Origin of the sequence: Lacrimispora sp. (genome assembly GCF_031982545.1) — a bacterium.
Lineage (GTDB): Bacteria > Bacillota > Clostridia > Lachnospirales > Lachnospiraceae > Lacrimispora.
Genome location: NZ_DALYXB010000006.1, coordinates 1 through 23,456 on the forward strand (window position 1 = coordinate 1; position 23,456 = coordinate 23,456).

General features: G+C 39.6%; 22 protein-coding genes and 1 tRNA gene. 5 read left to right on the forward strand and 18 right to left on the reverse strand.

Annotated features, from left to right (window positions below; genetic code table 11):
• Positions 1–237 precede the first annotated feature (237 nt).
• The 12 genes from ABS301_RS11035 to dnaA all read right to left on the reverse strand — a co-directional run bounded on the left by ABS301_RS11035 (position 238) and on the right by dnaA (position 13,439).
• Positions 238–325, reverse strand: a tRNA-Ser gene (locus tag ABS301_RS11035).
• An 85-nt stretch (positions 326–410) separates the two neighbouring features.
• Complete coding sequence (locus ABS301_RS11040; RefSeq protein ID WP_349672285.1) at positions 411–1,124, reverse strand: lysophospholipid acyltransferase family protein; 714 nt, start codon at positions 1,122–1,124, stop codon at positions 411–413.
• Positions 1,125–1,132: 8 nt separating this feature from the next.
• The gene (locus ABS301_RS11045; protein WP_349672286.1) at positions 1,133–1,684 is read right to left on the reverse strand and encodes a Fe-S-containing hydro-lyase; all 552 of its coding nucleotides are present in this window, start codon (positions 1,682–1,684) and stop codon (positions 1,133–1,135) included.
• A gap of 21 nt (positions 1,685–1,705) precedes the next feature.
• Complete coding sequence (locus ABS301_RS11050; protein WP_349672287.1) at positions 1,706–2,548, reverse strand: fumarate hydratase; 843 nt, start codon at positions 2,546–2,548, stop codon at positions 1,706–1,708.
• A 117-nt stretch (positions 2,549–2,665) separates the two neighbouring features.
• Positions 2,666–3,091 carry an RrF2 family transcriptional regulator gene (locus ABS301_RS11055; RefSeq protein ID WP_349672288.1) on the reverse strand — a complete coding sequence of 142 codons (426 nt, stop codon included), beginning with the start codon at positions 3,089–3,091 and terminating at the stop codon, positions 2,666–2,668.
• Between the two features lie 114 nt (positions 3,092–3,205).
• Entirely contained in the window at positions 3,206–4,528 is a 1,323-nt protein-coding gene (locus ABS301_RS11060) for a hemolysin family protein (protein WP_349672289.1), read from the reverse strand.
• 153 nt (positions 4,529–4,681) lie between these two features.
• The gene (gyrA, locus tag ABS301_RS11065) at positions 4,682–7,255 is read right to left on the reverse strand and encodes a DNA gyrase subunit A (RefSeq protein WP_349672290.1); all 2,574 of its coding nucleotides are present in this window, start codon (positions 7,253–7,255) and stop codon (positions 4,682–4,684) included.
• A gap of 14 nt (positions 7,256–7,269) precedes the next feature.
• Positions 7,270–9,183: a DNA topoisomerase (ATP-hydrolyzing) subunit B gene (gene gyrB / locus ABS301_RS11070; RefSeq protein ID WP_349672291.1), complete on the reverse strand. Its 1,914-nt coding sequence runs from the start codon at positions 9,181–9,183 to the stop codon at positions 7,270–7,272.
• 24 nt (positions 9,184–9,207) lie between these two features.
• The gene (recF, locus tag ABS301_RS11075) at positions 9,208–10,293 is read right to left on the reverse strand and encodes a DNA replication/repair protein RecF (protein WP_349672551.1); all 1,086 of its coding nucleotides are present in this window, start codon (positions 10,291–10,293) and stop codon (positions 9,208–9,210) included.
• A gap of 114 nt (positions 10,294–10,407) precedes the next feature.
• On the reverse strand, positions 10,408–10,614 hold the full coding sequence (locus ABS301_RS11080; RefSeq protein ID WP_104439514.1) for an RNA-binding S4 domain-containing protein: 207 nt from the start codon (positions 10,612–10,614) through the stop codon (positions 10,408–10,410).
• 68 nt (positions 10,615–10,682) lie between these two features.
• Positions 10,683–11,804: a DNA polymerase III subunit beta gene (gene dnaN / locus ABS301_RS11085; RefSeq protein WP_104439515.1), complete on the reverse strand. Its 1,122-nt coding sequence runs from the start codon at positions 11,802–11,804 to the stop codon at positions 10,683–10,685.
• A gap of 258 nt (positions 11,805–12,062) precedes the next feature.
• Positions 12,063–13,439 carry a chromosomal replication initiator protein DnaA gene (gene dnaA / locus ABS301_RS11090; RefSeq protein WP_349672292.1) on the reverse strand — a complete coding sequence of 459 codons (1,377 nt, stop codon included), beginning with the start codon at positions 13,437–13,439 and terminating at the stop codon, positions 12,063–12,065.
• A 458-nt stretch (positions 13,440–13,897) separates the two neighbouring features.
• Here dnaA and ABS301_RS11095 point away from each other — a divergent pair, with 458 nt between their 5' ends.
• Positions 13,898–14,527, forward strand: coding sequence for an ECF transporter S component (locus tag ABS301_RS11095; RefSeq protein WP_349672293.1), 630 nt, complete (start codon positions 13,898–13,900; stop codon positions 14,525–14,527).
• Between the two features lie 79 nt (positions 14,528–14,606).
• On the opposite strand, the gene ABS301_RS11100 is transcribed toward ABS301_RS11095, so the two are convergent.
• The 6 genes from ABS301_RS11100 to ABS301_RS11125 all read right to left on the reverse strand — a co-directional run bounded on the left by ABS301_RS11100 (position 14,607) and on the right by ABS301_RS11125 (position 21,132).
• On the reverse strand, positions 14,607–16,052 hold the full coding sequence (locus ABS301_RS11100) for an MGH1-like glycoside hydrolase domain-containing protein (RefSeq protein WP_349672294.1): 1,446 nt from the start codon (positions 16,050–16,052) through the stop codon (positions 14,607–14,609).
• Between the two features lie 23 nt (positions 16,053–16,075).
• Positions 16,076–16,918 carry a carbohydrate ABC transporter permease gene (locus ABS301_RS11105; protein ID WP_349672295.1) on the reverse strand — a complete coding sequence of 281 codons (843 nt, stop codon included), beginning with the start codon at positions 16,916–16,918 and terminating at the stop codon, positions 16,076–16,078.
• A gap of 13 nt (positions 16,919–16,931) precedes the next feature.
• Positions 16,932–17,837, reverse strand: coding sequence for a carbohydrate ABC transporter permease (locus tag ABS301_RS11110; protein WP_349672296.1), 906 nt, complete (start codon positions 17,835–17,837; stop codon positions 16,932–16,934).
• 69 nt (positions 17,838–17,906) lie between these two features.
• Positions 17,907–19,220, reverse strand: coding sequence for an ABC transporter substrate-binding protein (locus tag ABS301_RS11115; RefSeq protein ID WP_349672297.1), 1,314 nt, complete (start codon positions 19,218–19,220; stop codon positions 17,907–17,909).
• 170 nt (positions 19,221–19,390) lie between these two features.
• On the reverse strand, positions 19,391–20,251 hold the full coding sequence (locus tag ABS301_RS11120) for a helix-turn-helix domain-containing protein (RefSeq protein WP_349672298.1): 861 nt from the start codon (positions 20,249–20,251) through the stop codon (positions 19,391–19,393).
• Positions 20,251–21,132: a glycoside hydrolase family 43 protein gene (locus ABS301_RS11125; RefSeq protein WP_349672299.1), complete on the reverse strand. Its 882-nt coding sequence runs from the start codon at positions 21,130–21,132 to the stop codon at positions 20,251–20,253. Before ABS301_RS11125 ends, ABS301_RS11120 begins: the two co-directional genes overlap by 1 nt.
• 247 nt (positions 21,133–21,379) lie before the next feature.
• Between ABS301_RS11125 and rpmH the strand changes: the two genes are divergently transcribed.
• The 4 genes from rpmH (at position 21,380) to ABS301_RS11145 (ending at position 23,454) form a co-directional block, all read left to right on the forward strand.
• The gene (rpmH, locus tag ABS301_RS11130; RefSeq protein ID WP_013274848.1) at positions 21,380–21,514 is read left to right on the forward strand and encodes a 50S ribosomal protein L34; all 135 of its coding nucleotides are present in this window, start codon (positions 21,380–21,382) and stop codon (positions 21,512–21,514) included.
• A 72-nt stretch (positions 21,515–21,586) separates the two neighbouring features.
• Complete coding sequence (rnpA, locus tag ABS301_RS11135; RefSeq protein ID WP_277405341.1) at positions 21,587–21,934, forward strand: ribonuclease P protein component; 348 nt, start codon at positions 21,587–21,589, stop codon at positions 21,932–21,934.
• A gap of 4 nt (positions 21,935–21,938) precedes the next feature.
• Positions 21,939–22,154, forward strand: a complete 216-nt coding sequence (gene yidD / locus ABS301_RS11140) for a membrane protein insertion efficiency factor YidD (RefSeq protein ID WP_170820227.1) — start codon at positions 21,939–21,941, stop codon at positions 22,152–22,154.
• A 19-nt stretch (positions 22,155–22,173) separates the two neighbouring features.
• Entirely contained in the window at positions 22,174–23,454 is a 1,281-nt protein-coding gene (locus ABS301_RS11145) for a YidC/Oxa1 family membrane protein insertase (RefSeq protein WP_349672300.1), read from the forward strand.
• The last annotated feature ends 2 nt before the right edge of the window (positions 23,455–23,456 follow it).

A 23,456-nucleotide genomic window follows, 5' to 3' on the forward strand; every position in this document is an offset into this window, starting at 1 on the left:
AGGGTTTTACATACTGTTCAATCTTCTGTTTTCAAAGTGCTTTTTGTTGTTATCTTTCTCAACAGCAACCCGTTTAGTATATCATGTCATCTCTGTCTTGTCAACAACTTTTTTTATTTTCTTTTTTTGATTTCTTTCACTGTTTTTCGACAGCTGGTATATAGTACCATGGTTTCTTTTATCTGTCAACCACTTTTTTCACTGTCCAAGAGAAAAAAATAATCATTTGGATTTGAGCGGAGAAAGAGGGATTTGAACCCTCGCGCCGGTCACCCGACCTACACCCTTAGCAGGGGCGCCTCTTCGGCCTCTTGAGTATTTCTCCGTAGTTCTTAATCTCCATATGATTCGTCTATCAAGTATATCTTTTCCAGACGCATTGACAATTATACAAAATATAATTCGACTTGTCAACCCATTTTTTGATTTATTTCTTCCTGTATTTTATCATGCACCAATTCTGCAATCTGAGTGGTCTTTAACTTCTGATAATCCTCGTAATACAAGGGTTTTAGAAAGCAGACTTCCACCTTCTGTTTTCTGGAGGAATTCTCATCAAAGGGTTTAAAGCTGTCAATTAATGCAACGGGCACAATCGGACAGCGGGCATTTACCGCACTTTTAAAAGTACCTCCTTTAAATGGCAGTAATCGGTTCCCTTCCCTGCTGCGGGTCCCCTCTGGAAAGATTACATAGTTCTTATTCTCTTTTACACCTGCTGTCATACTGGATATAATCTCTAAGGAAGCTTTAATATCCTGGCGGTCTATATAGAAACCATCCAGAGCTTTCACCACTTCCTTAACCAAAATCAGATTGGCTGCCTCTTTTTTAACTACCACGCTTAATGGTTTCGGACAAGCTTCCATGATTGCCAGCATATCAAATAATCCCTGATGATTTGGAAAGAGTATAAAACCGTTCTCAGATGGTATGTTCTCAACACCGTGGACGATGACTTCCACACGTCCTGATTTATTCACTTTCTTCACTACATTACGAATATATTCATAACGTTCTTTGTGAGGGTAATATTCTTCCTTAATCCCCATCTTCCTTATCTTATAAAACCATAAGGGCACACGTAAAAAATTTCTTACTACCATATAGAAAATTCGGTTCATGGACTGGTCTATTCCTCTCTGTATTGGGTAAGTGCAGTTTCATATAGATTATTGCCTTCGCTGTCAATTACTACGATTACGGGGAAATCTTTAATTTCCAGACATCTGATTGCCTCTGTTCCCAGATCTTCATAAGCAATTACATTGGATGAAACAATACATTTGGAAAGAAGAGCACCTGCCCCCCCTATTGCAGCAAAATAAACAGACTGGTTTTTTATAATTGCATCAATTACTTCTTTACTCCTTTTTCCTTTTCCGATCATGGCTCCAAGTCCCAGATCCAGTAGCTGAGGAGTGTATCGATCCATCCTGCTGGCTGTTGTAGGACCTGCTGAACCGATGGGGCGCCCCTCTCTTGCCGGAGATGGTCCCATATAGTAAATTACATTTCCCTTTATATTGAAAGGAAGATTTTCTTTCTTATCAAGGGTTTCCTTCATTCTTTTATGTGCAGCATCTCTGGCTGTATAGATGGTACCAGTAAGATAAACGTAATCCCCTGCTTCTAATTTCTGTGCGTCTTCCTTACTGACTGGTGCATTTATATGATATTCCATGGTTTTCTCCCTTATATGATCCTATATGATTCGGTGAGCATGCCGGTTTACATGGCAACAAATGTTAACTGCAACTGGAAGACCAGCTATGTGAGTAGGATAGGTTTCAATATTGACTGCTAGTGCAGTAACGGTTCCTCCTAATCCTCCCGGTCCGATTCCCAGTTTATTAACTTTATCAAGCATCTCTTTTTCCAGTTCTCTTACATATGGAATGGATGGTTCTTCATTTAAGTCTCTGGTAAGTGCATGCTTTGCCATCTGGGCACATTTTTCAAACGTACCTCCAATACCAACGCCTACAACCATGGGCGGACATGCATTGGGGCCTGCATCCTTTACAGCGGTTAAAATAGATTCTTTTACCCCATCCAGTCCGTCTGCAGGCTTTAACATAAATATGCGGCTCATATTTTCGCTTCCAAATCCTTTTGGTGCTACAGTTATATCAATCTGATCTCCCGGCACAATCTCATAATGGATGATTGCAGGCGTATTATCTTTTGTATTAATTCGTTCAATTGGTTCAACTACGGATTTTCTTAAATATCCTTCCGTATAGCCTTCCCTCACTCCCTGATTCACTGCATCAGACAATCCGGCTCCTTCTATATGTACATCCTGTCCTATTTTTAAAAATATGACCGCCATTCCCGTATCCTGACAAATGGGAATCAAATCTTCTCTGGCTATGTCTAAGTTCTCCTTCAGCTGACAAAGAATTTGTTTTCCCAATGCCGATTTTTCATTTTCTGCTGATCGTAAAAATACTTCTTCCATGTCCTTTGACAGGATATGATTCGCTTCTATACACATTTCCTTAATATTCTCTGTTATTTCTTCTGCTCTTATGGTTCTGATCATGATCTCCTCCAGATAAACGGTTACTACCTTTCCTTACTTAATCATATACGAATCAAATGATGAAATCAAGATAAAAAAAGGGGAATGGCATTCACCACTCCCACTAACTTTCTTTCACTATATAATAAGCCGGCTTAGAATTAATTTTTCACGAATATCCTTTATCGTTATCTGCTCCATTCTCTCTCTGCATAATTCATTCAGTTCACCGTAAATTTCATCCATCACTCCCGCCATGCCGGAAGCAACCATGCAGGGATTGTTTTCATCTCCTGATTTCCAGGAAGATGATACAAATGCCACATCAAGTGCATCGCTTATTTGTTTCAGACTTATTGTGTCCGGATCACCAATCAGATGATAGCCTCCCTCCAGACCTTCTTTTGTCGCAATAATACCTGCCTTTTTTAACTTCGCCATAACTTTTCTAACGCGGGCAGGATTGGTGCAGACATTGGAAGCCAATTCTTCGCTGGATGTAGTAATCTTTCTTTGATCCAGATATACCAGTCCGTGAACGGCAACTGCAAATTCACTTGTCATGCTAATCCCCCATTCTGCTAAATCTTGCATCATCATCTGTAATAATTGTTGTTTCAGTTTGTATCTTACCAATTTGTATGCTGAATGTCAAGGGCATGAAGGGGAAATAAAGACCTATTCATTCTTATCTTTTATACGGATTATTACTTTTTTTATTACCCTGTCTTCTACTTCCAGAATGGAATAGTGATTTGCATCATCCTCAAGCTCCATGGGAATCTGGGATTTCATTGGAATAAAGCCAAGCACTTCAATTAAATATCCGGACAATGTATCACAGGAACTGTCTATTTTTTCATGAAGAACCTCATCAAGATCGTAGAGAGAAATTCCTCCTGAAGCCCGAAACACAAAAGGTTCCAGTTCTGTAAGCAACGGCTCAGATTCTTCATATTCATCATGAATATCTCCCACAATCTCTTCAATCAGATCTTCCAGAGTGATCAGTCCGGAAACCCCTCCGTATTCATCAATTAAAATTGCCATCTTCAGCTTATTTTTCTGCATCTCTAAAAACAGATTATCCGTTTTTTTATTTTCCGGTATATAATATGGTTTTTGAAGGATCGCTCTAATATCAATGGCATCAGGTTCCATCTTGCTCATTTCGATTGAAAAATCCTTCATGGATAATATTCCGATTATATTATCTATATCACCCTCATAAACAGGAATTCTGGAATGTCTCGTATTTAGAATATCACTCAGGACCTGTTCTACAGGCTGCTCAATATCGATGGTTACCATGTCCTGTCTTGGAGTCATTATCTCTCTTGCTCTTTTATCATCAAAGAGGAAAATAGACTTGATCATTTCCTCCTCTATTTTATTAAATACGCCACTTTCCCTACCGGTCTGCAGCATGGTTCTTATTTCTTCCTCGGAAACCTCTTCTTCCAGATTTTCCGTCTTCATACCAAGTAACTTTAATACACCGTTTGTGGACACAGATAGAAGTTTGATAAATGGACCCAGCACTTTTGAAATCGCATAAATGGAACTGACTGCAAACAGACTGAATTTTTCCGCCTTTTGCAAAGCAATCCGCTTGGGAACCAATTCACCAAAGACCAGATTAAAATAAGAGAGAAGGATGGTTACTACCACCATAGCTAAACTTTTACTATAAGGAACTCCAAGTAAGTAAAGCTTCGCTCCCAGAACCTGAGAAATTCCAGTTGCCGCTGAAGCACTTGAAAAGAATCCTGCAAATGTAATTGCTACCTGGATGGTTGATAAAAACCCCGTAGAGTCTTCTGAAAGCTTTTGAATCAAAATTGCCTTTTTGTTTCCGCTGTCTGCTAACATGCGGATCCTGTTTTTATTAACTGATACAACAGCCATTTCTGCCCCTGAAAAAAATGCGTTCATTATGGTAAGGGCTATAAGCAATAAAATCTGTGCGGATATCTGCGCCGCGCCTGGGTCAGTTTCCAAGCTTAATTTCCTCCTTTAATATGGATCAAAGAAAAAGTCTCAGGAAGCAGTAAAATAAAAATTGCTGCAGCCTGAGCCTTTTCACTGTCCTTTATTGTTGATTGGTATTATAAAATAAAGAACAATATTTTGCTATATCGTTTGTGTTAAGATTTATTCTTCGGTCTCTGTTATATCTTCCGTCTCCGGAGCATCTTCCGTTTGAACAGGTTCTTCTACATCCTCAAGATCCAGTTCATCCAAACCTTCTCCTTCAGATTTGCTTCCATCATCCCGAACTTTAGCAATACTTGCAACCATGATATCGGAATCCTGATCAATGTTCATTAATTTTACACCAGAAGTATTTCTTCCAATAACGGAGATATCATTAACGGAAATTCTGATTATAATTCCTTCTGTTGTGATAAGAAGAAGATCATGATCATCCTGAACCAGCTTGGCTCCTACTATATCACCGGTTTTTTCTGTGATCTTATAACACAGAACACCTTTACCGCCTCTTCTTTGAGGTGTGAATTCTTCAATAGGAGTTCTTTTACCCATTCCGTTTTCAGAAACGATCAAAAGCTTGGGTCCCTGAGAATCCATCTGCATTCCTACTACCTGATCATCCTCATTTAACTTCATACCAATTACACCGATGGAGACACGGCCTGTAACACGTACGTCCTTTTCATGGAAACGGATACACTGTCCTTTCTTTGTCACCAGGAATATATCATTGGTGTCATCGGTAGCTTTTACTTCAATCAGTTCATCACTTTCACGCAGAACAATTGCCTGAAGACCGTTCTTTCTCACATTGGCATATTCCATCATCGGTGTTTTCTTAACCATACCGTTTTTGGTTGCCATAAATAAGAACTTGTCATCATCATATTCTTTCATTGGAATAATGGCTGTAATGTTTTCACCTGGAAGCATCTGCAGAAGATTTACAATCGCAGTACCCCTGGAGGTCCGGCTTCCTTCCGGTATCATATAAGTCTTTAACCGGTAAACACGTCCTGTATTGGTGAAGAACATGAGATAGTGGTGGGTCGTAGTCATCATCAGATCTTCAATATAGTCCTGATCAATGGTCTGCATTCCCTTGATTCCTCTACCACCACGATTCTGGTTCTTGAAATTGTCCACGGACATTCTCTTGATATAACCAAGCTTTGTCATGGCAACGATAGTACTTTCATCAGGAATTAAGTCTTCCATTGACATATCAAACTCATCAAATCCAATGGAAGTTCTTCTATCATCTCCAAATTTTGCAGAAATGATACTGATTTCCTCTTTGATTACTCCAAGAAGCTTCTTTTCATCTGCAAGAATGGCCTTTAATTCTGCAATTCTGATTTCCAGTTCTTTGTATTCGTTTTCCAGCTTCTCTCTTTCCAGACCGGTAAGAGCTCTTAAACGCATATCAACGATCGCCTGGGATTGAGGATCACTTAAACCGAACCGGCTCATAAGTTCTGCTTTTGCAATCTGAACATTTTGGGATGCTCTGATAATGTGAATCACTTCATCAATATTATCCAGAGCAATGAGCAATCCTTCCAAGATATGAGCCCGTTCCTCTGCCTTGTTCAAATCGTAACGGGTTCTTCTGGTTACAACCTCTTTCTGGTGCTCCAGGTAATAGTTTAACATCTGGAGCAGATTTAACACTTTGGGTTCCAGAACGCCAGACTGATTCTTAACAAGTGCTATCATAATAACACCAAAAGTATCCTGGAGCTGGGTATGTTTAAGCAGTTGGTTTAAAATTACGTTGGCATTGGCATCGCGGCGAAGTTCAATACAGATTCTCATACCGGTACGGTCTGATTCATCCCGCAGGTCCGTAATACCGTCGATTTTTTTATCTTTTACCAGTTCTGCAATTTTTTCAATCAGGCGGGCTTTATTAACCATGTAAGGAAGCTCCGTAACTATAATACGGCTCTTTCCATTAGGCATGGCCTCAATATCACTGACTGCTCTTACACGGATCTTGCCTCTTCCTGTACGGTAAGCTTCTTCTATGCCACGTTTTCCCAGTATGGTTGCACCTGTAGGAAAATCTGGTCCTTTTATAATTTCCAGAATTTCTTCCATGGTAGTTTCTCTATCTTCATCAACCTGATTATCTATGATCTTCAGAACGGCTCCAATGACTTCTCTTAAGTTATGAGGAGGAATATTTGTTGCCATACCTACTGCAATGCCAGACGTACCATTAACCAGAAGATTGGGATAACGGGCTGGAAGCACATCGGGCTCCCTCTCTGTCTCATCAAAGTTCGGACTGAAATCAACGGTATCTTTATTAATATCTGCAAGCATTTCCATGGAGATCTTGCTTAAACGGGCTTCTGTATACCTCATGGCAGCTGCGCCGTCTCCATCCACAGAACCGAAGTTTCCGTGCCCGTCTACCAGAGGATATCTGGTGGACCATTCCTGTGCTAAATTTACCAGGGCTCCGTAAATAGAGCTGTCACCATGAGGGTGATACTTACCCATGGTATCACCAACGATACGGGCACATTTACGATGTGGCTTATCCGGACCGTTGTTGAGCTCTATCATGGAATACAGGACTCTTCTCTGAACCGGTTTTAATCCGTCTCGGACATCCGGCAGTGCCCTGGAAGCAATGACGCTCATGGCATAATCGATATACGATTTTTCCATGGTCTTTTTTAAGTCCACGTCATGAACTTTATCAAAGATATTTGGTTCCATTTTATTTCCTCCAATTAAATATCAAGATTCTGTACGTATTTGGCATTCGCATCGATAAATTCACGTCTTGGTTCTACCTGGTCACCCATCAGGGTTGAAAATGTCAAATCCATTTCCGACTGGGAATCTTCGTCCATGTTAATTCTTAAAAGAACTCTTCTTTCAGGATCCATAGTAGTCTCCCAAAGCTGTTCCGCATCCATCTCTCCCAGACCTTTGTAGCGCTGGATCTTATTATTGTTATCTCGTCCAACCTCTTTTAAGATGGAATTAAGTTCTTCATCGCTGTAAGCATACCATACTCTTTTATTTTTCTCAATTTTATATAATGGCGGCTGTGCCAGATATACATAACCATTTTTGATCAGTCCCGGCATAAACCGGTATAAGAATGTTAAAAGCAGGGTGCTGATATGGGCACCATCAACATCGGCATCGGTCATAATAATGATTTTATGGTATCTTAACTTGGATAAATCGAAATCATCATGAATGCCGGTTCCGAACGCTGTAATCATGGCTCTGATTTCCGCGTTGGCATATATTTTATCAAGTCTAGCTTTTTCCACGTTTAATATCTTACCGCGCAAAGGAAGAATTGCCTGGGTATTTCTGGAGCGGGCTGTCTTTGCAGAACCGCCGGCACTGTCTCCCTCTACGATATAAATCTCACAGTTTTCCGGATTCTTATCAGAACAATCCGCAAGTTTTCCAGGAAGTGCCATTCCTTCAAGAGCCGTTTTTCTTCTGGTTAAATCTCTTGCCTTTCTTGCAGCCGCTCTTGCTCTCTGAGCCAGAATGGATTTATCACAGATGGTTTTTGAGATTCCAGGATTCTGCTCCAGGTAATAGGTAAGCTGTTCTCTGAGAAGACCGTCTACCGCACCTCTTGCCTCACTGTTCCCCAGTTTCTGCTTGGTCTGTCCTTCAAACTGCGGTTCTTCAATCTTTACACTGATAATGGCTGTCATACCTTCCCGGATATCTTCACCGGTCAAATTGGTTTCGCTTTCCCTTAACAGCTTATTTTTTCTTGCATAATCGTTTAACGTGGTTGTCAGTGCATTCTTAAATCCGATCAGATGGGTTCCGCCTTCCGGCGTATTGATGTTATTTACAAAGCTGTAAATATTTTCTGTATAGGAATCATTGTGCTGCAAAGCCACTTCCACATATACACCGTCTTTTGTTCCTTCACAGTAAAATACCTGATCATAAAGCGGAGTTTTCCCTTTGTTTAAATAGGTGACAAATTCTTTAATTCCGCCTTCATAGTGGAATACATGCTCATGGGAATCCTCCCTCTCATCACGAAGAACGATCCTTAAATTCTTGGTAAGGAAGGCAGTTTCTCTTAAACGTATTTTCAGTGTATCATAATCAAAGATTGTTTCCTCAAAAATGTCCTTATCAGGAAGAAATGTAACCGTGGTTCCATGATCTTCCGGATCACAATCACCGATTGTTTTTAAAGGGTACATGGTTTTACCCTTCTCATAACGCTGCTTATAGATCTTTCCTTCTGTACGGATCTCTACTTCCAGCCACTGGGAAAGAGCATTTACAACCGATGCTCCAACTCCATGAAGTCCGCCGGATACCTTGTATCCTCCTCCGCCGAATTTTCCACCTGCATGGAGGATGGTAAATGCTACCTCAACTGCAGGAATTCCTGCTTTCTTTTGAATACCTACGGGGATTCCGCGCCCATCATCCACTACCGTTATGGAGTTGTCACTATGAATGACTACTTCTATGCTGTCACAGTATCCTGCAAGAGCTTCATCCACCGCATTATCCACGATTTCGTATACCAGATGATGAAGTCCTCTGATGGATGTACTGCCGATATACATACCGGGTCTCTTTCTTACTGCCTCAAGCCCCTCTAATATCTGGATTTGATCTGCACCATATTCTTGACTCATATTCGTACGCTTCCTCCTGAATCGTTAATTTTCATTGTCTACGGTACCGTTTATTACCTTAAATATTTTATCAATATGGAACCGGTCATTTACAAAATCCTCCAGTCCCGTACAGGTAATTACAGTCTGTATATGATTAATTCCTGCCAGTAATTGATTCTGCCTGCTGTTATCCAGTTCAGACAGTACATCATCCAGCAAAAGAATGGGGTAATCATGCACAATGTTTTCTACCAGTTCTATTTCTGCCAGTTTTAAAGATAAAGCTGCAGTCCGTTGTTGCCCCTGAGAACCAAACCGCCTGATATCAATGCCATTCACCATGAAACTTAAATCGTCCCGATGGGGGCCTGTCAAAGTGGTTCTCTGCTTCAGATCCTGACTTCTGCTTCGTCTTAAAGTTTCTTCAAAAGAATCTGCCTCCACATCCGGTTCATAAAGAATACGCAAGGATTCTTTATCCCCGGATAAATTACGGTGGATGGGTTCAATAATCATTCCAAGTCTCTCTACAAACTCTTTTCTGTACAGAATGATTTCTTTCCCATACTGCACCAGCTGCATATCCCAGATATCCAGTGTTTCCCCATAGTCCGGTCGAAATGCAAGATCTTTTAATAATTTATTACGTTGTGTTACAATTCGGTTATACTGGACTAATGAGTGTACATACAACTTATTAAGTTGACATAATTCCATGTCAACGAACCGACGTCTTTCTGCCGGCCCGTTTTTTATGAGATTTAAGTCTTCCGGTGAAAAAAATACAACGTTGACAATTCCAAATAATTCGCTGGCTTTGCGGATGGGCACACCATTTACCGCTACGCCTTTGGCTTTATTTTTTTTCAAATGCATGTCAATCCGGTATGGAATGTCATTCTTTCTGACGTTTAGCTTGATATGCGACTCATCCCTGTCAAACTGTATGATTTCCTTGTCCTTGCTGCCTCTGTGGGATTTTGTCGTAGCACAGACATAGATTGCTTCTAAGACATTAGTTTTCCCCTGGGCATTGTCCCCATAGAGTATATTGGTTCCCTGACTAAAATCCATATGTAATTCATCATAGTTGCGATAATTCTTAAGCTCTATCGATTCAATGATCATGGATGTTGTGATTTCCTCTCTATTGTCCATGCTTTCTGGACATGAAGGTATGCCCACAGGGCGTTCCTCTCTATTGTCCATGCTTTCTGGACATGAAGGTATGGCTGTTTCTTATCACTCAATTTTAATGCTCTTACCATCGAATGTAACCATATCTCCGCTTCTTAATTTCTTCCCTCTTTGATACTCAGGCTGACCATTTACGGAAACAAGACCATCCTCGATAACAAACTTGGCATCAACACCGGATCCTACCAGGCCGGCAGCTTTTAAAGCCTGGCCTAACTTAATATACTCATCCCTTAATTTTATTGTCTCCATAGTTTCCTCTTTCTTGTCCACGCCTTCTGGACATAAAGGTATGTCCACAGGACGCTCCTGCAGTTAGTTTAAACAGATGCCGCGTTAAAGTTTACAGGAAGAATCAAATAAATGTATTTTCCTTCCTCATCCCGGATAAAGCAGGGGGATTTGGGGTTTAACATATAAATTGTCACTTCTTCGTCATCAATAATCCTTAATGCATCAATGAGGAATTTGGGATTAAATCCAATCATAATGTCACTTCCGGTTTTATGGGTTGGAACCTGGGCATTCATAGATCCAAAACTGGAATTCATACGAAGTTCCATCTCCTGATCTTCAATATTGATGATCAGAGGTTTTTTGTCATTTTCTCTTACCAGGATGGTTGCCCGGTCAAGACAGTCTAAAAGCTCTTTTTTGTTTACACTGACTTTTGTTTCGTAATCACTGGAGAGCATCTGGTCAATACGGAAATAATCTCCTTCAATCAGACGTGATACAACGATTGTATGATCAAATTCAAAGAGGATGTGGTTTGTGCTGAAGAAAATAAGAACCTCTTTTTCGTTATCACCGCCAAGTATCTTGCTGATTTCATTTAGAGTCTTGCCAGGAACAATGACTTTTATATCACGATAGGTATCTTTTAATTCAATATTTCGGATGGAAATTCTGTGACCATCCAGAGAAACCACTTTTAACTGGTTTCCTGTAACCTGAAAAAGTTCTCCTGTCATCATCTTATTGCTGTCATTAGGTGCGATGGAAAAAATGGTCTGCCTGATGACTTCTTTTAAGGAAAACTGGGATAAGCAGATATAGTGATCACGCTCAATATAAGGTAAGTATGCAAATTCTTCCCCATCCCGTCCCTGTATATGGAAAATAGAGTTGTCACAGGAAATTGTTGTTGTAAATTTTTCATCACTTTCAATTGTCACCATGGAATCACCGGAAGAGGACAGCTTTCTTACAATTTCTGAAAGTAGTTTGGCTTCTAAGGCAATCTTTCCCCGCTCCAGGATGGTTCCTTCCACCTTTGTTTCAATACCAAGCTCCATATCATTGGCAGTGAGTTTAATTTCAGAGCCACTGGCATCGATAAAGATGCACTCCAGGATGGACATGGTTGTTTTGCTGGGAACTGCTTTTAATACAATATTAATACCATTTAAAATGGCATCCTGCTTAAATGTCAGTTTCATAATTGTTGATAACTCCTTTGCTCTCAAAATAACAATAAATAGATAAATAATATAGATTAATTTCGTCGTATTAGTAGTAGGGGCTGTGGGTTTGTGTAAAAGCCCTGATAACCGTTATAAAGCCTAAAGTTGTCCTGTTCATAACAATGTGAATAACGTCCACAAAACTCGAGGAAAAATGGAAGGTTATCCACAGAACAATGAGACCCCTTCTGAGACACCTGATTATCCACATGAAATTAACATGTGATTCACATCCTATTGTGGATTAATCTTCTTTTTTAAGATCTCGATAGTATTGCTTAAGGTTTCGTTTTTATTAGTCTCTGCTGAGATCTTCTCAATACCATGAATAATGGTGGTATGATCTCTTCCGCCAAGGAATTTTCCAATCATCTGCAGTGGAGTTCCAACCATATCACGGCAAAGGTACATCACAATCTGGCGTGGATATACGATTTCCTTGTTACGCTTTTGAGAACAGATGTCAAGAGGTGTCAGACCATAATGATCAGCAACTACCTGAATCACCAGTTCTGGGGTTACTTCCCGTTTATCATTGGGTGATATAATATCTTTTAAGGCTTCTTCAGCCAGCTCAACGGTGATTTCCTTATTATCAAGGCGTGAGAGTGCAACGATTTTTGTCAGGGCGCCTTCCAGCTCCCGGATGTTGGATTTGATGTTGGTAGCTATGTATTTAATAACTTCGTTGTCGATATTGTAGCCTTCCATTTCTTCTTTTTTGCGAAGGATGGCCATTCTGGTTTCGTAATCGGGAGACTGTATGTCCACTGTTAAACCCCACTCGAAACGGGATCGGAGACGTTCTTCCAATGTCTCGATTTCTTTTGGCGGTTTATCAGATGAAATAATAATCTGCTTTTTCGCTTCATATAATGCGTTAAATGTATGGAAGAATTCTTCCTGTGTACTTTCTTTACCAATGATAAACTGGATATCATCGATTAAAAGAACATCGTTATTTCTGTACTTTTCCCTGAATTCAGTAGGAGAGAAGTTGTTCTTGTTTCGGATCGCATCGATCAGCTCGTTGGTGAACTTCTCACTGGTCACGTAGAGAACCTTTGCTTTCGGATTATTCTTTAATATGAAATGACCGATGGAATGCATTAAGTGAGTTTTCCCCAGTCCCACGCCTCCATAGATGAAAAGAGGGTTGTAAATTTCGCCGGGAGATTCTGCAACAGCCAGGGATGCCGCGTGTGCCAGATTATTATTGGCACCTACTACAAAGGTATCAAAGATGTACTTCGGATTTAAATTAGCGGTTATGATTGCGGACTGACTGACCGAATTTACCGTATTGGTTATCAGTGTATTTCCTGCAGGAGCGGGAGCTGCTTCTTTTTGAATCTGATTTTCCACAACAAAATCAACGCTGCATTCAAAGCCAGTCACTTCTTCTATGGTGATTTTTAGAAGAAACCCGTATTTTTTGCGGATGTATCCTAAAAATTCTACATCCGGTACCGTGACGATTACCTTTTCTCCGTCAACGGCATGAACTTTAAGCGGGAGAAGCCAGGTTTTGAAAGATACATCGGTAATTTCGTGCTCTTCTTTTAAATTCAATAAGATTTCGTCCCATTTTTCTTTTAACTTTTCTAACATTGTATGTCTCCTACATCTATTAAAATGCAAATATGCGCATTAGCCCAATCTACTGTTCATTCTATACTATTTTGTAATAATTTTCAATGATAATAGTAAAAAATTGTGGATAAGTGTGTGAAAGGGCTGTTAATTAGCTGTGTATGGATTGTTGATAAGCATCCAGAGGTAAAGTTGTCCACAAAAAACCTGATTTTAAAACTCTATTTATTCACATCCGGGAAATATTGATTTTATCAAAATCTTCAGGACAGGCATGTGTACAAAAAAAGGTTATCAAGGTAATATCCAGAGAGTTATCCCCAAGTTATCCCCATAATGTTGATAACTTTATGTAAATTAACAAAGAAATGTCGATTTAATAGACAGGATTGACGGATAAAGTTCAGTTATGTATAATGCAGTTGTAACCAGATGCATTGTATCTTATAAAAGAACAGTAGCACAGGAGGAAAAATATGAATACTGGAAACAAAACACGCGACATGGTACTGGCAGCTATCTTTGTTGCCCTTATCATCATCATGGCGTTTACTCCCTTTGGATATATTCCGTTGGGATTTATGAACGCCACCATCATTCACGTTCCGGTCATTATTGGAGCCATTATACTTGGACCAAAATATGGCGGATTTCTGGGAATGATTTTTGGGCTGACAAGTCTGTGGAAAAACACCAACATGCCCAATCCAACCTCGTTTGTTTTCTCACCATTTGTAAAAGTGGGAGAGTACGGAGGCAATTTAGGAAGCCTGATTATCTGTATGGTGCCAAGAATTCTCATTGGAATCGTGGCATATTACGTATTCAGGGGAGTATTAAAAGCCTTTAAGGGAAGTAAGATAAAGACGACTGTGGCACTTGCAGCGGCAGGCGTTGCCGGATCATTAACCAACACATTGCTGGTAATGAATCTGATTTATTTTCTTTTTGGCAAAGAGTACGGTCAGGCGGCTAAGGGGCTGACGGAGGGAATCTATTCCGTAATTATTGGTATCATCTGTATGAATGGGATTCCAGAGGCGATTGTAGCAGGAATTTTAACGGTTGCCATCACTCAGGCACTTTTTAAGGTTATGAGAAATTAAATAGAGTACGTTCGTATGCTTCATATTATATGAATATAAAAGTCTCCGGTAATTGTATTATGCCGGAGACTTTGTTATTTTAAGGAGATATTTTGAATGTTTTTATGCTGCTGATATCAGCGTCAGCAGCAAATTGCTTAATATAAAGAAGATTGCCGGAAAGATCCGTTATAATTTTTAAGTCTTTTCCTGATTCAAAAACTTTTTTTCCGTCAACAAAGGCCTGAGCTGTTTTCTCATTATTTATAATTTTAAATGAATGATTTCCCCAGATCTGTTCATAGTCACTTTCATATCCTTTGCATGTTCCCCAATAAATGTGATCCTGCTCTATATGGATTCCCAACATACGGGAGGTGTATTCCATAACAGATAACATGGCGGGGCCATAGGAATCCTGAAGACCATCCAGAGATATCAAGGATGGTGAGCCTGTAAAAGGATCATATTGCTGCACAAATACGCAGGAATCTCCAATGGCATGAAACAGTTTTTTTCCCAGTTTAGGAATCAGATCATCATAATCATAATTTTCAAGAGCCCGTATGGCTCTCTGGTAGGTGAGGGCTTCACATTGTCCGCTCCAGTTATTTGTCTTTATGTTACGGAAAAGAGGATCATTTACCGCAACGGAGGGGAGGGGCATATACGTCCAGAATTCTTCTTGGTTTAATAAGTGTTCTTTTACAAAACGTTCTGCCATGGGCTTTGTAAAACTGTTCCAGTACATTGCTCTTAAATTATTGTGAAATAAAACATTAATAGTTTTATGGTCTTTATCCCGGTCAAAGCAGGCATTTTTTGATTCGATCCAGAGATAATCTTTTATGGTTTTCTGGATGGCCAATGCCTTTTGTTTCCACTGGTTTTTACGGTCTTCATTGCCTTGTATAGAGCTGATAACGGACAGGGTCTCTCTGGCAGAGTAGGAAAAACTCATAATATCCAGAGATGCCATGGGAACTGCTTTGCAATTTGTGGGAGGAGTTTCTTTACTCCAGGAGTCGGGAGCATCCTGGTATCGAAGTGCATGATCCTCCCCTGTATCATACTTGCACCAGCTTTCCAGACACCCATCACCGTCTGAATCTCTGGTTTTCCATAAATAGGAATCAAATTTTTCCAGAGTAAGGTAAAGAAGCGTTAGATATTCTTTATCTTTTCCCATTAAGTAATACATGTTAAGGGCTGAAGATGGGAAGCAAAATCCTTGGAATTTATCAAACTGGGGAGTAATCCGGTTGTTAATTAAGGCAATGCTACCAGGCATGCGGCCATCCGCTCTTTGATGTTCCATAAAAAGGAGTTGATTATTAAGTCCGGCCTCCATGTTGCGTTTGGCATACATTTCTCCGCCCATAGGCTGGGTTTCCAGCCATATTTTTTCGTATCCGCCTCCTTCTATCAGAACGAGCCGGTTCTCAAACATTTTTAAGTTGTTTAACGTTTTCCTATGTGCTGAATCCATTAGTTTTTGCAAAAGTTCGTTAGAAGTCTGAAATGATACACTGGTTTGGATATTCACGTTTTTTCCTCTCTGTATGTATATTAACCTTTGATCCCACTTCCGCTGATCCCTTCTACCAGATAACGGTTAAAAAATAAAAAGATCAAAAACACTGGTATTAATGAAAGTGTGGACATGGCAAACATTGCTCCATAATCAGTTGTGGAGGTGGAATCTGCAAAATTTTTTATTGCCACAGATGCGGTATACATCCGGGGTTTGCTTAAATAAATCATGGGAGACATGAAATCATCCCATTTCCAGTAAAACTGAATGATGACGGTGGTTACGATGGATGGTTTCAGAAGAGGTAAAAAAATTCTGGTAAATATTGAATATTTACTGCACCCATCTATAATTGCAGCTTCATCCAGGTCTTTTGGAATTACGGCACCAAATTGCATCATCTGATAGATGAAAAAAGCCTGACCGAAAAAATGGGGCAGTATGAGTGGGAGATAAGTTCCTACAAGACCAAGTTTGTTATAAATAATATATTGGGGCACCAGAATTATCTGGGATGGGAGCATCATGGTGCAGATCATAGACATAAACCAGATGTTTCGACCTTTAAAACTCACCCTGGAAAAGGCATAGGCAACACAGGATGAAGACAGAACCGTTGCAAGCGTTGAGACAGATGCAACAAAAAATGAATTGGAAAAAAAGGTTTGAAAGGTAATGCCGCCAAAACCCTGATAGCCAGTAGAAAAATTTGAAAATCTCCATTGGGGTGGAATTAAGTTCATACCTCCATTTAAGATCTCTGCATTATTTTTAAGTGAACCGCTGACCATCCAGAGAACCGGATAAATCATCATCAATCCAAGAACACAGACGAATAAATGATAGACAGAAGCCTGTATTTTATGTTTGTTTGTCATGTTATGATCCTCCTTATTGGTCTGCTTCTGTAAATACCCAGAATTTTGATGTCTTAAAAAGCAGGAATGTAATAATGCTTATTAAAGCCAGCATGACCCAGGACATGGCACTGGCGTATCCCATATTGGACCATTTAAAGGCATGATTGTAAACGTAAAGGGCATAGAAATTAGTGGAATCGTTGGGGCCGCCCTGTGTGATGACGAAAGCCTGGGTAAATGCCATGAAGGCAGTTATGGTTTGCATAATCAGATTATATAAAATTATGGGAGAGAGGCAGGGGAGCGTAATTGCTGTAAAGCGCTGCCATTTGTTTGCACCATCAATTTCAGCAGCTTCGTAATAAGTTGGAGATATTTCTTTTAATCCGGCAGCAAAAATAATCATAGATGATCCGAATTGCCAGACGGACATGAGGACAAGTATTCCCATTGCCAGATGGGGTTCCCCCAGCCAGGATAGTTTTGGAACACCAAAAGAGGCAAGAATGGTATTTGCCAGTCCTTTTCTTGAAAAAATGGTTTTCCAGACAAGTGCTACGGCAATGCTTCCTCCAATCAGGGAAGGAACATAATAAAGAGACCGGTAAAATGTTACACCACTGTGTTTCTGCGTTAGAAGATATGCAATAAAAAGGGCAAATATCAGTTTGGATGGAACGGAGGTGATGACATAAATAAGGGTGACTTTTACTGAATTTAAGAAACGGTCATCTGAGAATAGGTTTTTATAGTTTTCCAGCCCTATAAATACCGGACTTTGACCCAGTTTATAATTGGTCATGGAATAATATACGGATACCAGAACTGGAATCAATGTAAATGCGAAAAATCCAAATAGAAAGGGGAAGGAAAAAATATAACCTACGGTATTGTTATGATAGAGGATTTTTTTCCAGTTAGTTTTTAATTCGTTCATTGCTTATAACCTCCTTTTTTCCATAGGAAAGGCAGGCAAAGAGAATCCTTACCTGCCTCTTAATGATCCTTAATTCTGAAATTTTGACTTGGAAAAATCCAGCAATTGTTTTGCAGCATCTTCTGGTGTTACATCACCATATTGTACTTTTTCAATCAGAAGCTTATATTGATCTTCAATTTCAGCTTTTGGATCAGGGCTTATAACATTACTGTTTTCTTTTGGAAAATTTCCTATTTTATCAACAAAATCATAAATAATTTTACCGGAGTCATCTGCCTGGGAAACGACAGCTTCTCTTACCTTTGACATAATAGGAACTCCCCGTTCTCCGTTTAATATTTTATTAGCTTCTATGTCATTGACAAAAAAGTTAATGAATTTAGCGGCTTCTTCCTTTGCTTTGGAATTACTGGAGATACAAAGCTGCTGGGAAGACTGAACTCCCATTCCATAAGGCCCATTTTTCGTTAATCTTGGCACTGGTGCAATTTTAATATTTCTGCCAGAGGCATGAACAATGGAAGAAACCTGATTGGAGGAAACCCAGGTCATTGCTGCATCCCCGGTAACCAGATAATCCCCTTCTATGTCCTTAATTTCTTTTATAGCCCCGGCATCGGGATAGGCGCCGTCATCTGTCAGTTCTTTGATCATTTTTAAGTAATCGGCAAAGGGTACCGGATCTTCTGATTCAATGCCATCATTGGTTTTCTTAAAGAAATTTGCATCTTTTTTTGTCTGTGAGGCGCGCATGGTTACACCTGCTATAAAATGGTCGATCTTTGAACTTCCGTAGATACCAAGTTTATCTTTTATGGAAATACAGTCCTTTTTCCAGTCATCCCATGTCCAGTCATTTTCAGGTTCGGCTAAGCCGGCCTTTTGAAATAACTCCGGATCGTATGCAATTCCATAGGTGTTTGTGCCAATGGATATACCAATCTGAGAACCGTTGTTGTCCCTTGTTGTTGCCAGAAAATTTTCGGTGGTATCACTGGTATTAATAATTCCGTTTTTTATGTAACCATCCAGTGGTTCTATATTTTTGATGTATTTTGGAAAATTTCCTCCCAGTTGAAAGATATCCCACACATCGTCAGCAGCTACCAAAGTATCCAGCTTGGTAAAGTAACTGTCAAAATCGTAAAATTCTGCTTCAATATTCACATTGGGGTTTTGTGATTCGTAGAGTTCAATAACCTTGTTCGTGGCATCATGTCTGGTTTGGGAACCCCACCAGGCCATTCGTAAAGTTATCTGTTTTCCTGTATCCTTAGAAACGGTCTCTGCAGAAGCGGCAGGTTTGCTTCCGGAACAGCCAGCAAGAGATAAAGTCATCAGGCCAGATAAAAACAGTGCAGTAAGCTTTTTGATTTTCATAGTTCCTCCTAATTGTGATTGCTTTATAAAGTATTGTGTAAATGTACCAATTATAAAATCCGGATTTGTTTTTGTATGGTTACATTTTACTATTAATTAAATATAATCACAATACATTTGGAAGAATGCCCCAATACATCAAAAAAAACCTTTAATTTGCACTAAATTGACTAAACATCATTATATTTCTTGGATTTTCTGTATTGGAGAGGGGATAAACCCGTATATTTTTTAAAAACACGGTCAAAGTAAGACAACCGCTCATAACCCAGTTTCTGCGAGATGTCTTCCATGGTAAGTTTCTCGTCAAGAAGGAGAATTCTGGCTTGTTCAATTCTCTGACAGTTGATAAATTCATTTACAGTAAAATTAGTAACTTCTTTGAATATACGGCTTAAATAGCTTTTATCTAAATAAAATATGTTGGCCAGATCTTCTAAACCAAAGATTTCTGAATAATGAATCATAATGTACTGTATGATTTCCGCGACTTTTACGTAGCGTACCATTTTTCTCTTTGGCATATAATAGACCTCTGGTTTAACACCGGCTCCATTTAGTATCATGAGAAATAAAGACAGCAGCTGATTTTTAACCTCTGACGCACCGTATGTTTTCTGGTTTCTCAATGCAGATTCTATACGGATCAGTTTTTTTTCCACAATGTTTTGCTGCTTTTCGTCCAGCTGCAGAACACCGTGATTATTTTGAAAAAATTCTAAAAGGTTAAGTTCCATAGCGTTGCCTGCAAGACGAAGCCAGGACTCTTCCAGTTCAATCAGAATCCGTTCATGATAATTTCCGCCGATTACATTGGTAAAAGGGATTAGTTTCTTGTCAATAAAGGTCAGCGTGCCTTTACCCATCCGGTAGCTTTGGTTGCCATAATAAAAAAAACGCTCTCCATTTAAGATGTAGTAAATCTGATATTCATTTTTATAAAATCCGATGGTTTCAGCCAGATCACAGTCTCTGGACACATGGCTAATTCCAATGCCCTGACATTTTCCTGCAAAAATGACTTCTTTCATTAATGTAATCCTTTAACAGTCAGGGTATTATTCTGTTCTTCCAGCCGATAAAAAACGGGGTGCTCTTTTTTGTGCTCATTGGGTGTGTGGAGGGTAAGAATGAGCGTTCCTTTTTTATCTTTAAAGATCATGCCGTGGCCTCCATCTTTTTCAAAAAGCAATTGATCCTGCTGTATCCAGTTACCAGTAATATCTCCATTATCAGAATAGGCAATGGCCTGGGTATAACCTTCTTTTCCAAAACTTGACCACAGCATAAGAAGGCGTCCGTTTGTTGTCCGGTAAAGGAATGGACCATCCGTAACATAATGTTTTCCAGGTCTGTTTTTATTTTCAATTGTTACAACCCAGCTTTTAGCTTCCGATGCATGAAACAAAAGTTCAGGCTCCGATACGGAATGGCTTAAATCGCTGCTTAACTTTACTGCACAGATGGAACCATCCGATATCTGAACCCATTCATGAACAAAAACCATATAAGGAGTTCCATCAGAACTTACATAAAAGGTTCCGTCAATGCACTCCCAATCAGGGGGAGTTATTTGTTTCTGGCTGTATAAGGTGAATGGCCCCAGTGGATGGTCTGCTTTTAAAATGGCAGTCCCGCCATGATTTTTAGTATCTTTAAATGTAGCAAACATATAATAGGAATCTTGATAGCAGTGAACTTCAGGGGCCCAGCAGTTTCGGTCTGCAAAAAAGTTCTCTGGCTTGTGAAAAACTTCATGGGGGCCATCCCACTCAATTAAGTCAGTACTGGTATAACAATCAAAGCCTGTGGCGGCCATCCAGCAGGTTTCTGCTCTGGTTCCGTACATATAATAGATTCCGTCAGACAGCAGTACGTAAGGATCTCTGATATTGATTTGCTCACTTTTCATTGTATTAACCCATCCTTTTTTATTCTTCCTAGAATCCCCATTGGGAAATTAAATAGTTTTATTTATTATACTGCATAATCCAATAATGTGGAAAATATTAGAAGTATGATGAAAACTTATATTTTTCCCTTGACTAACCATGGTTTCTTCTATATAATTGGTTTGATGTTTAATTAAAATAGTCTCAATATGTTTCATCATATTGCCTATGATAAGCTATTGTAACAAGAGGAGGTGTCCGTATATTATGAAAATGACGTTCCAGCCAAAAAAGAGACAAAGATCAAAAGTTCATGGTTTCAGAGCCAGAATGAGCACTCCCGGCGGAAGAAAAGTTTTAGCAGCCAGAAGAGCAAAAGGAAGAGCAAAATTATCAGCTTAATGGACCAGGCCGCAAGTAATTGTGGCCTTTTCTTTTCTCAAATTCCAGGAAAACGGAAAAGGAAAGAGTTGAATGAAACATTTTAATTCGATTAAAAAAAACAGGGATTTCAGGGAAGTATATCAGAGTGGAAAATCCCTTGCTAACAGACTTCTTGTCATGTACGTTTTAAAGACGGACAGGCCGGATACAAGAATCGGTATCTCGGTGAGCAAGAAGGTAGGAAACAGTGTTATCAGGCATCATATAACCAGATTAATCAGAGAAAGCTTCAGGCTTCATGAAGATATGATTGAGACAGGGTTAGACATCGTGGTCGTTGTGAGAACATCGGCAAAAGAAGAAAAATACAAGACAATCGAAAGTGCATATCTGCACTTGTGCGGACTTCATAACATTTTAAAAAAAGAATCGAAGTGATCTTATGGTAAAAAAAATCATGATATTGATGATCAGAGGATATCAGAAATATTTGTCTCCTCTGAAGATAAGAACTCACTGTATATACACACCTACGTGTTCTCAATACGCCATTGAGGCACTGCAAAAGTATGGTGTGTTAAAAGGTACGTTTTTGGCTTGCATAAGAATTATTCGTTGTAATCCTTTTGCAAAAGGCGGTTATGATCCAGTTCCGTAAATGATGAGGAGGTAGTTCATTGGAATTCTTAGTACTCACTAAGGTAGGAGGTTTTCTGGGACCATTTGCAACTTTTCTGGGTGTGATCATGGATTTGCTTTTTCAGATGACATCTGCAGTTGGAATTCAGAATATTGGTTTATGTATTATTTTGTTTACTCTTGTGACAAAGCTTTTAATGTTTCCGCTGACATTAAAACAGCAGAAATCATCAAAACTGATGAGCGTTATGCAGCCGGAAATTTCCGCCGTTCAGGCAAAGTATAAAGGTAAAACTGACCAGGAATCCATGAGAAGACAGAACGTGGAAATGCAGGCAGTTTATGAGAAATACGGAACATCCATGACTGGAGGCTGTGTTCAGCTGGTAATCCAGATGCCAATTCTGTTCGCTCTTTATCAGGTAATTTATCATATTCCTGCTTACGTACAGAGTGTTAAGGCTGTTTTTGTTAATGTAGTGACTGCAATTACTTCTCTTGGTGGTGATCATGTTGCGCAGCTGACACAGTTTGCAGCTGATCATAAGGTCACATTATCAAGAATCGGAGATTTAAATACCAGTAATGGAATGGTAGATTTCTTATACCAGTTAAATCCGGATCAGTGGAATGCTTTAAAGGCTCTTTATCCAACCATCCAGGATACCATTACTACCAATGCTGCTCAGATTGAGCATATGAATTCCTTCCTTGGTATTAACCTGGCATCAACACCAGCCAGTGTTATTTTCCCAACTGGTGGCGGTTTTCATTTAAGCCTTGCACTCCTGATTCCTATTCTTGCTGGTGCCAGCCAGTGGTTCAGTACAAAGCTTATGACAGTGAATCAGCCTCAGAGCGGAGCGGATGAGAGTAATGCTATGGCACAATCTATGAAGAGCATGAATACAGTAATGCCTTTAATGTCCGTATTCTTCTGTTTTACATTTGCATCTGGTATTGGTATTTACTGGATTGCTTCCAGTGTATTCCAGATCATTCAGCAGGTTTTAATCAACCGTCATTTAAACCGCATTGATATGGATGAGATGATTAAGAAGAATCTGGATAAAGCAAATAAAAAGCGTGCGAAAAAAGGTCTTCCACCTCAGCGTGTTTCTCAAAATGCTACTGCAAACCTAAAGAATCTTCAGGCTAACAATGAGAAAGCAGAGCAGGAACTGAATGCTAAAATAGAAAAAGCAAAGGAGCAGGTAAAGGCTTCTAACGATTACTATCAAAGCACAACTTCAGATTCCAACAGCATTTCTGCCAAGGCACGTATGGTTTCGAAGTACAATGAAAAGCACAGCAAATAGGA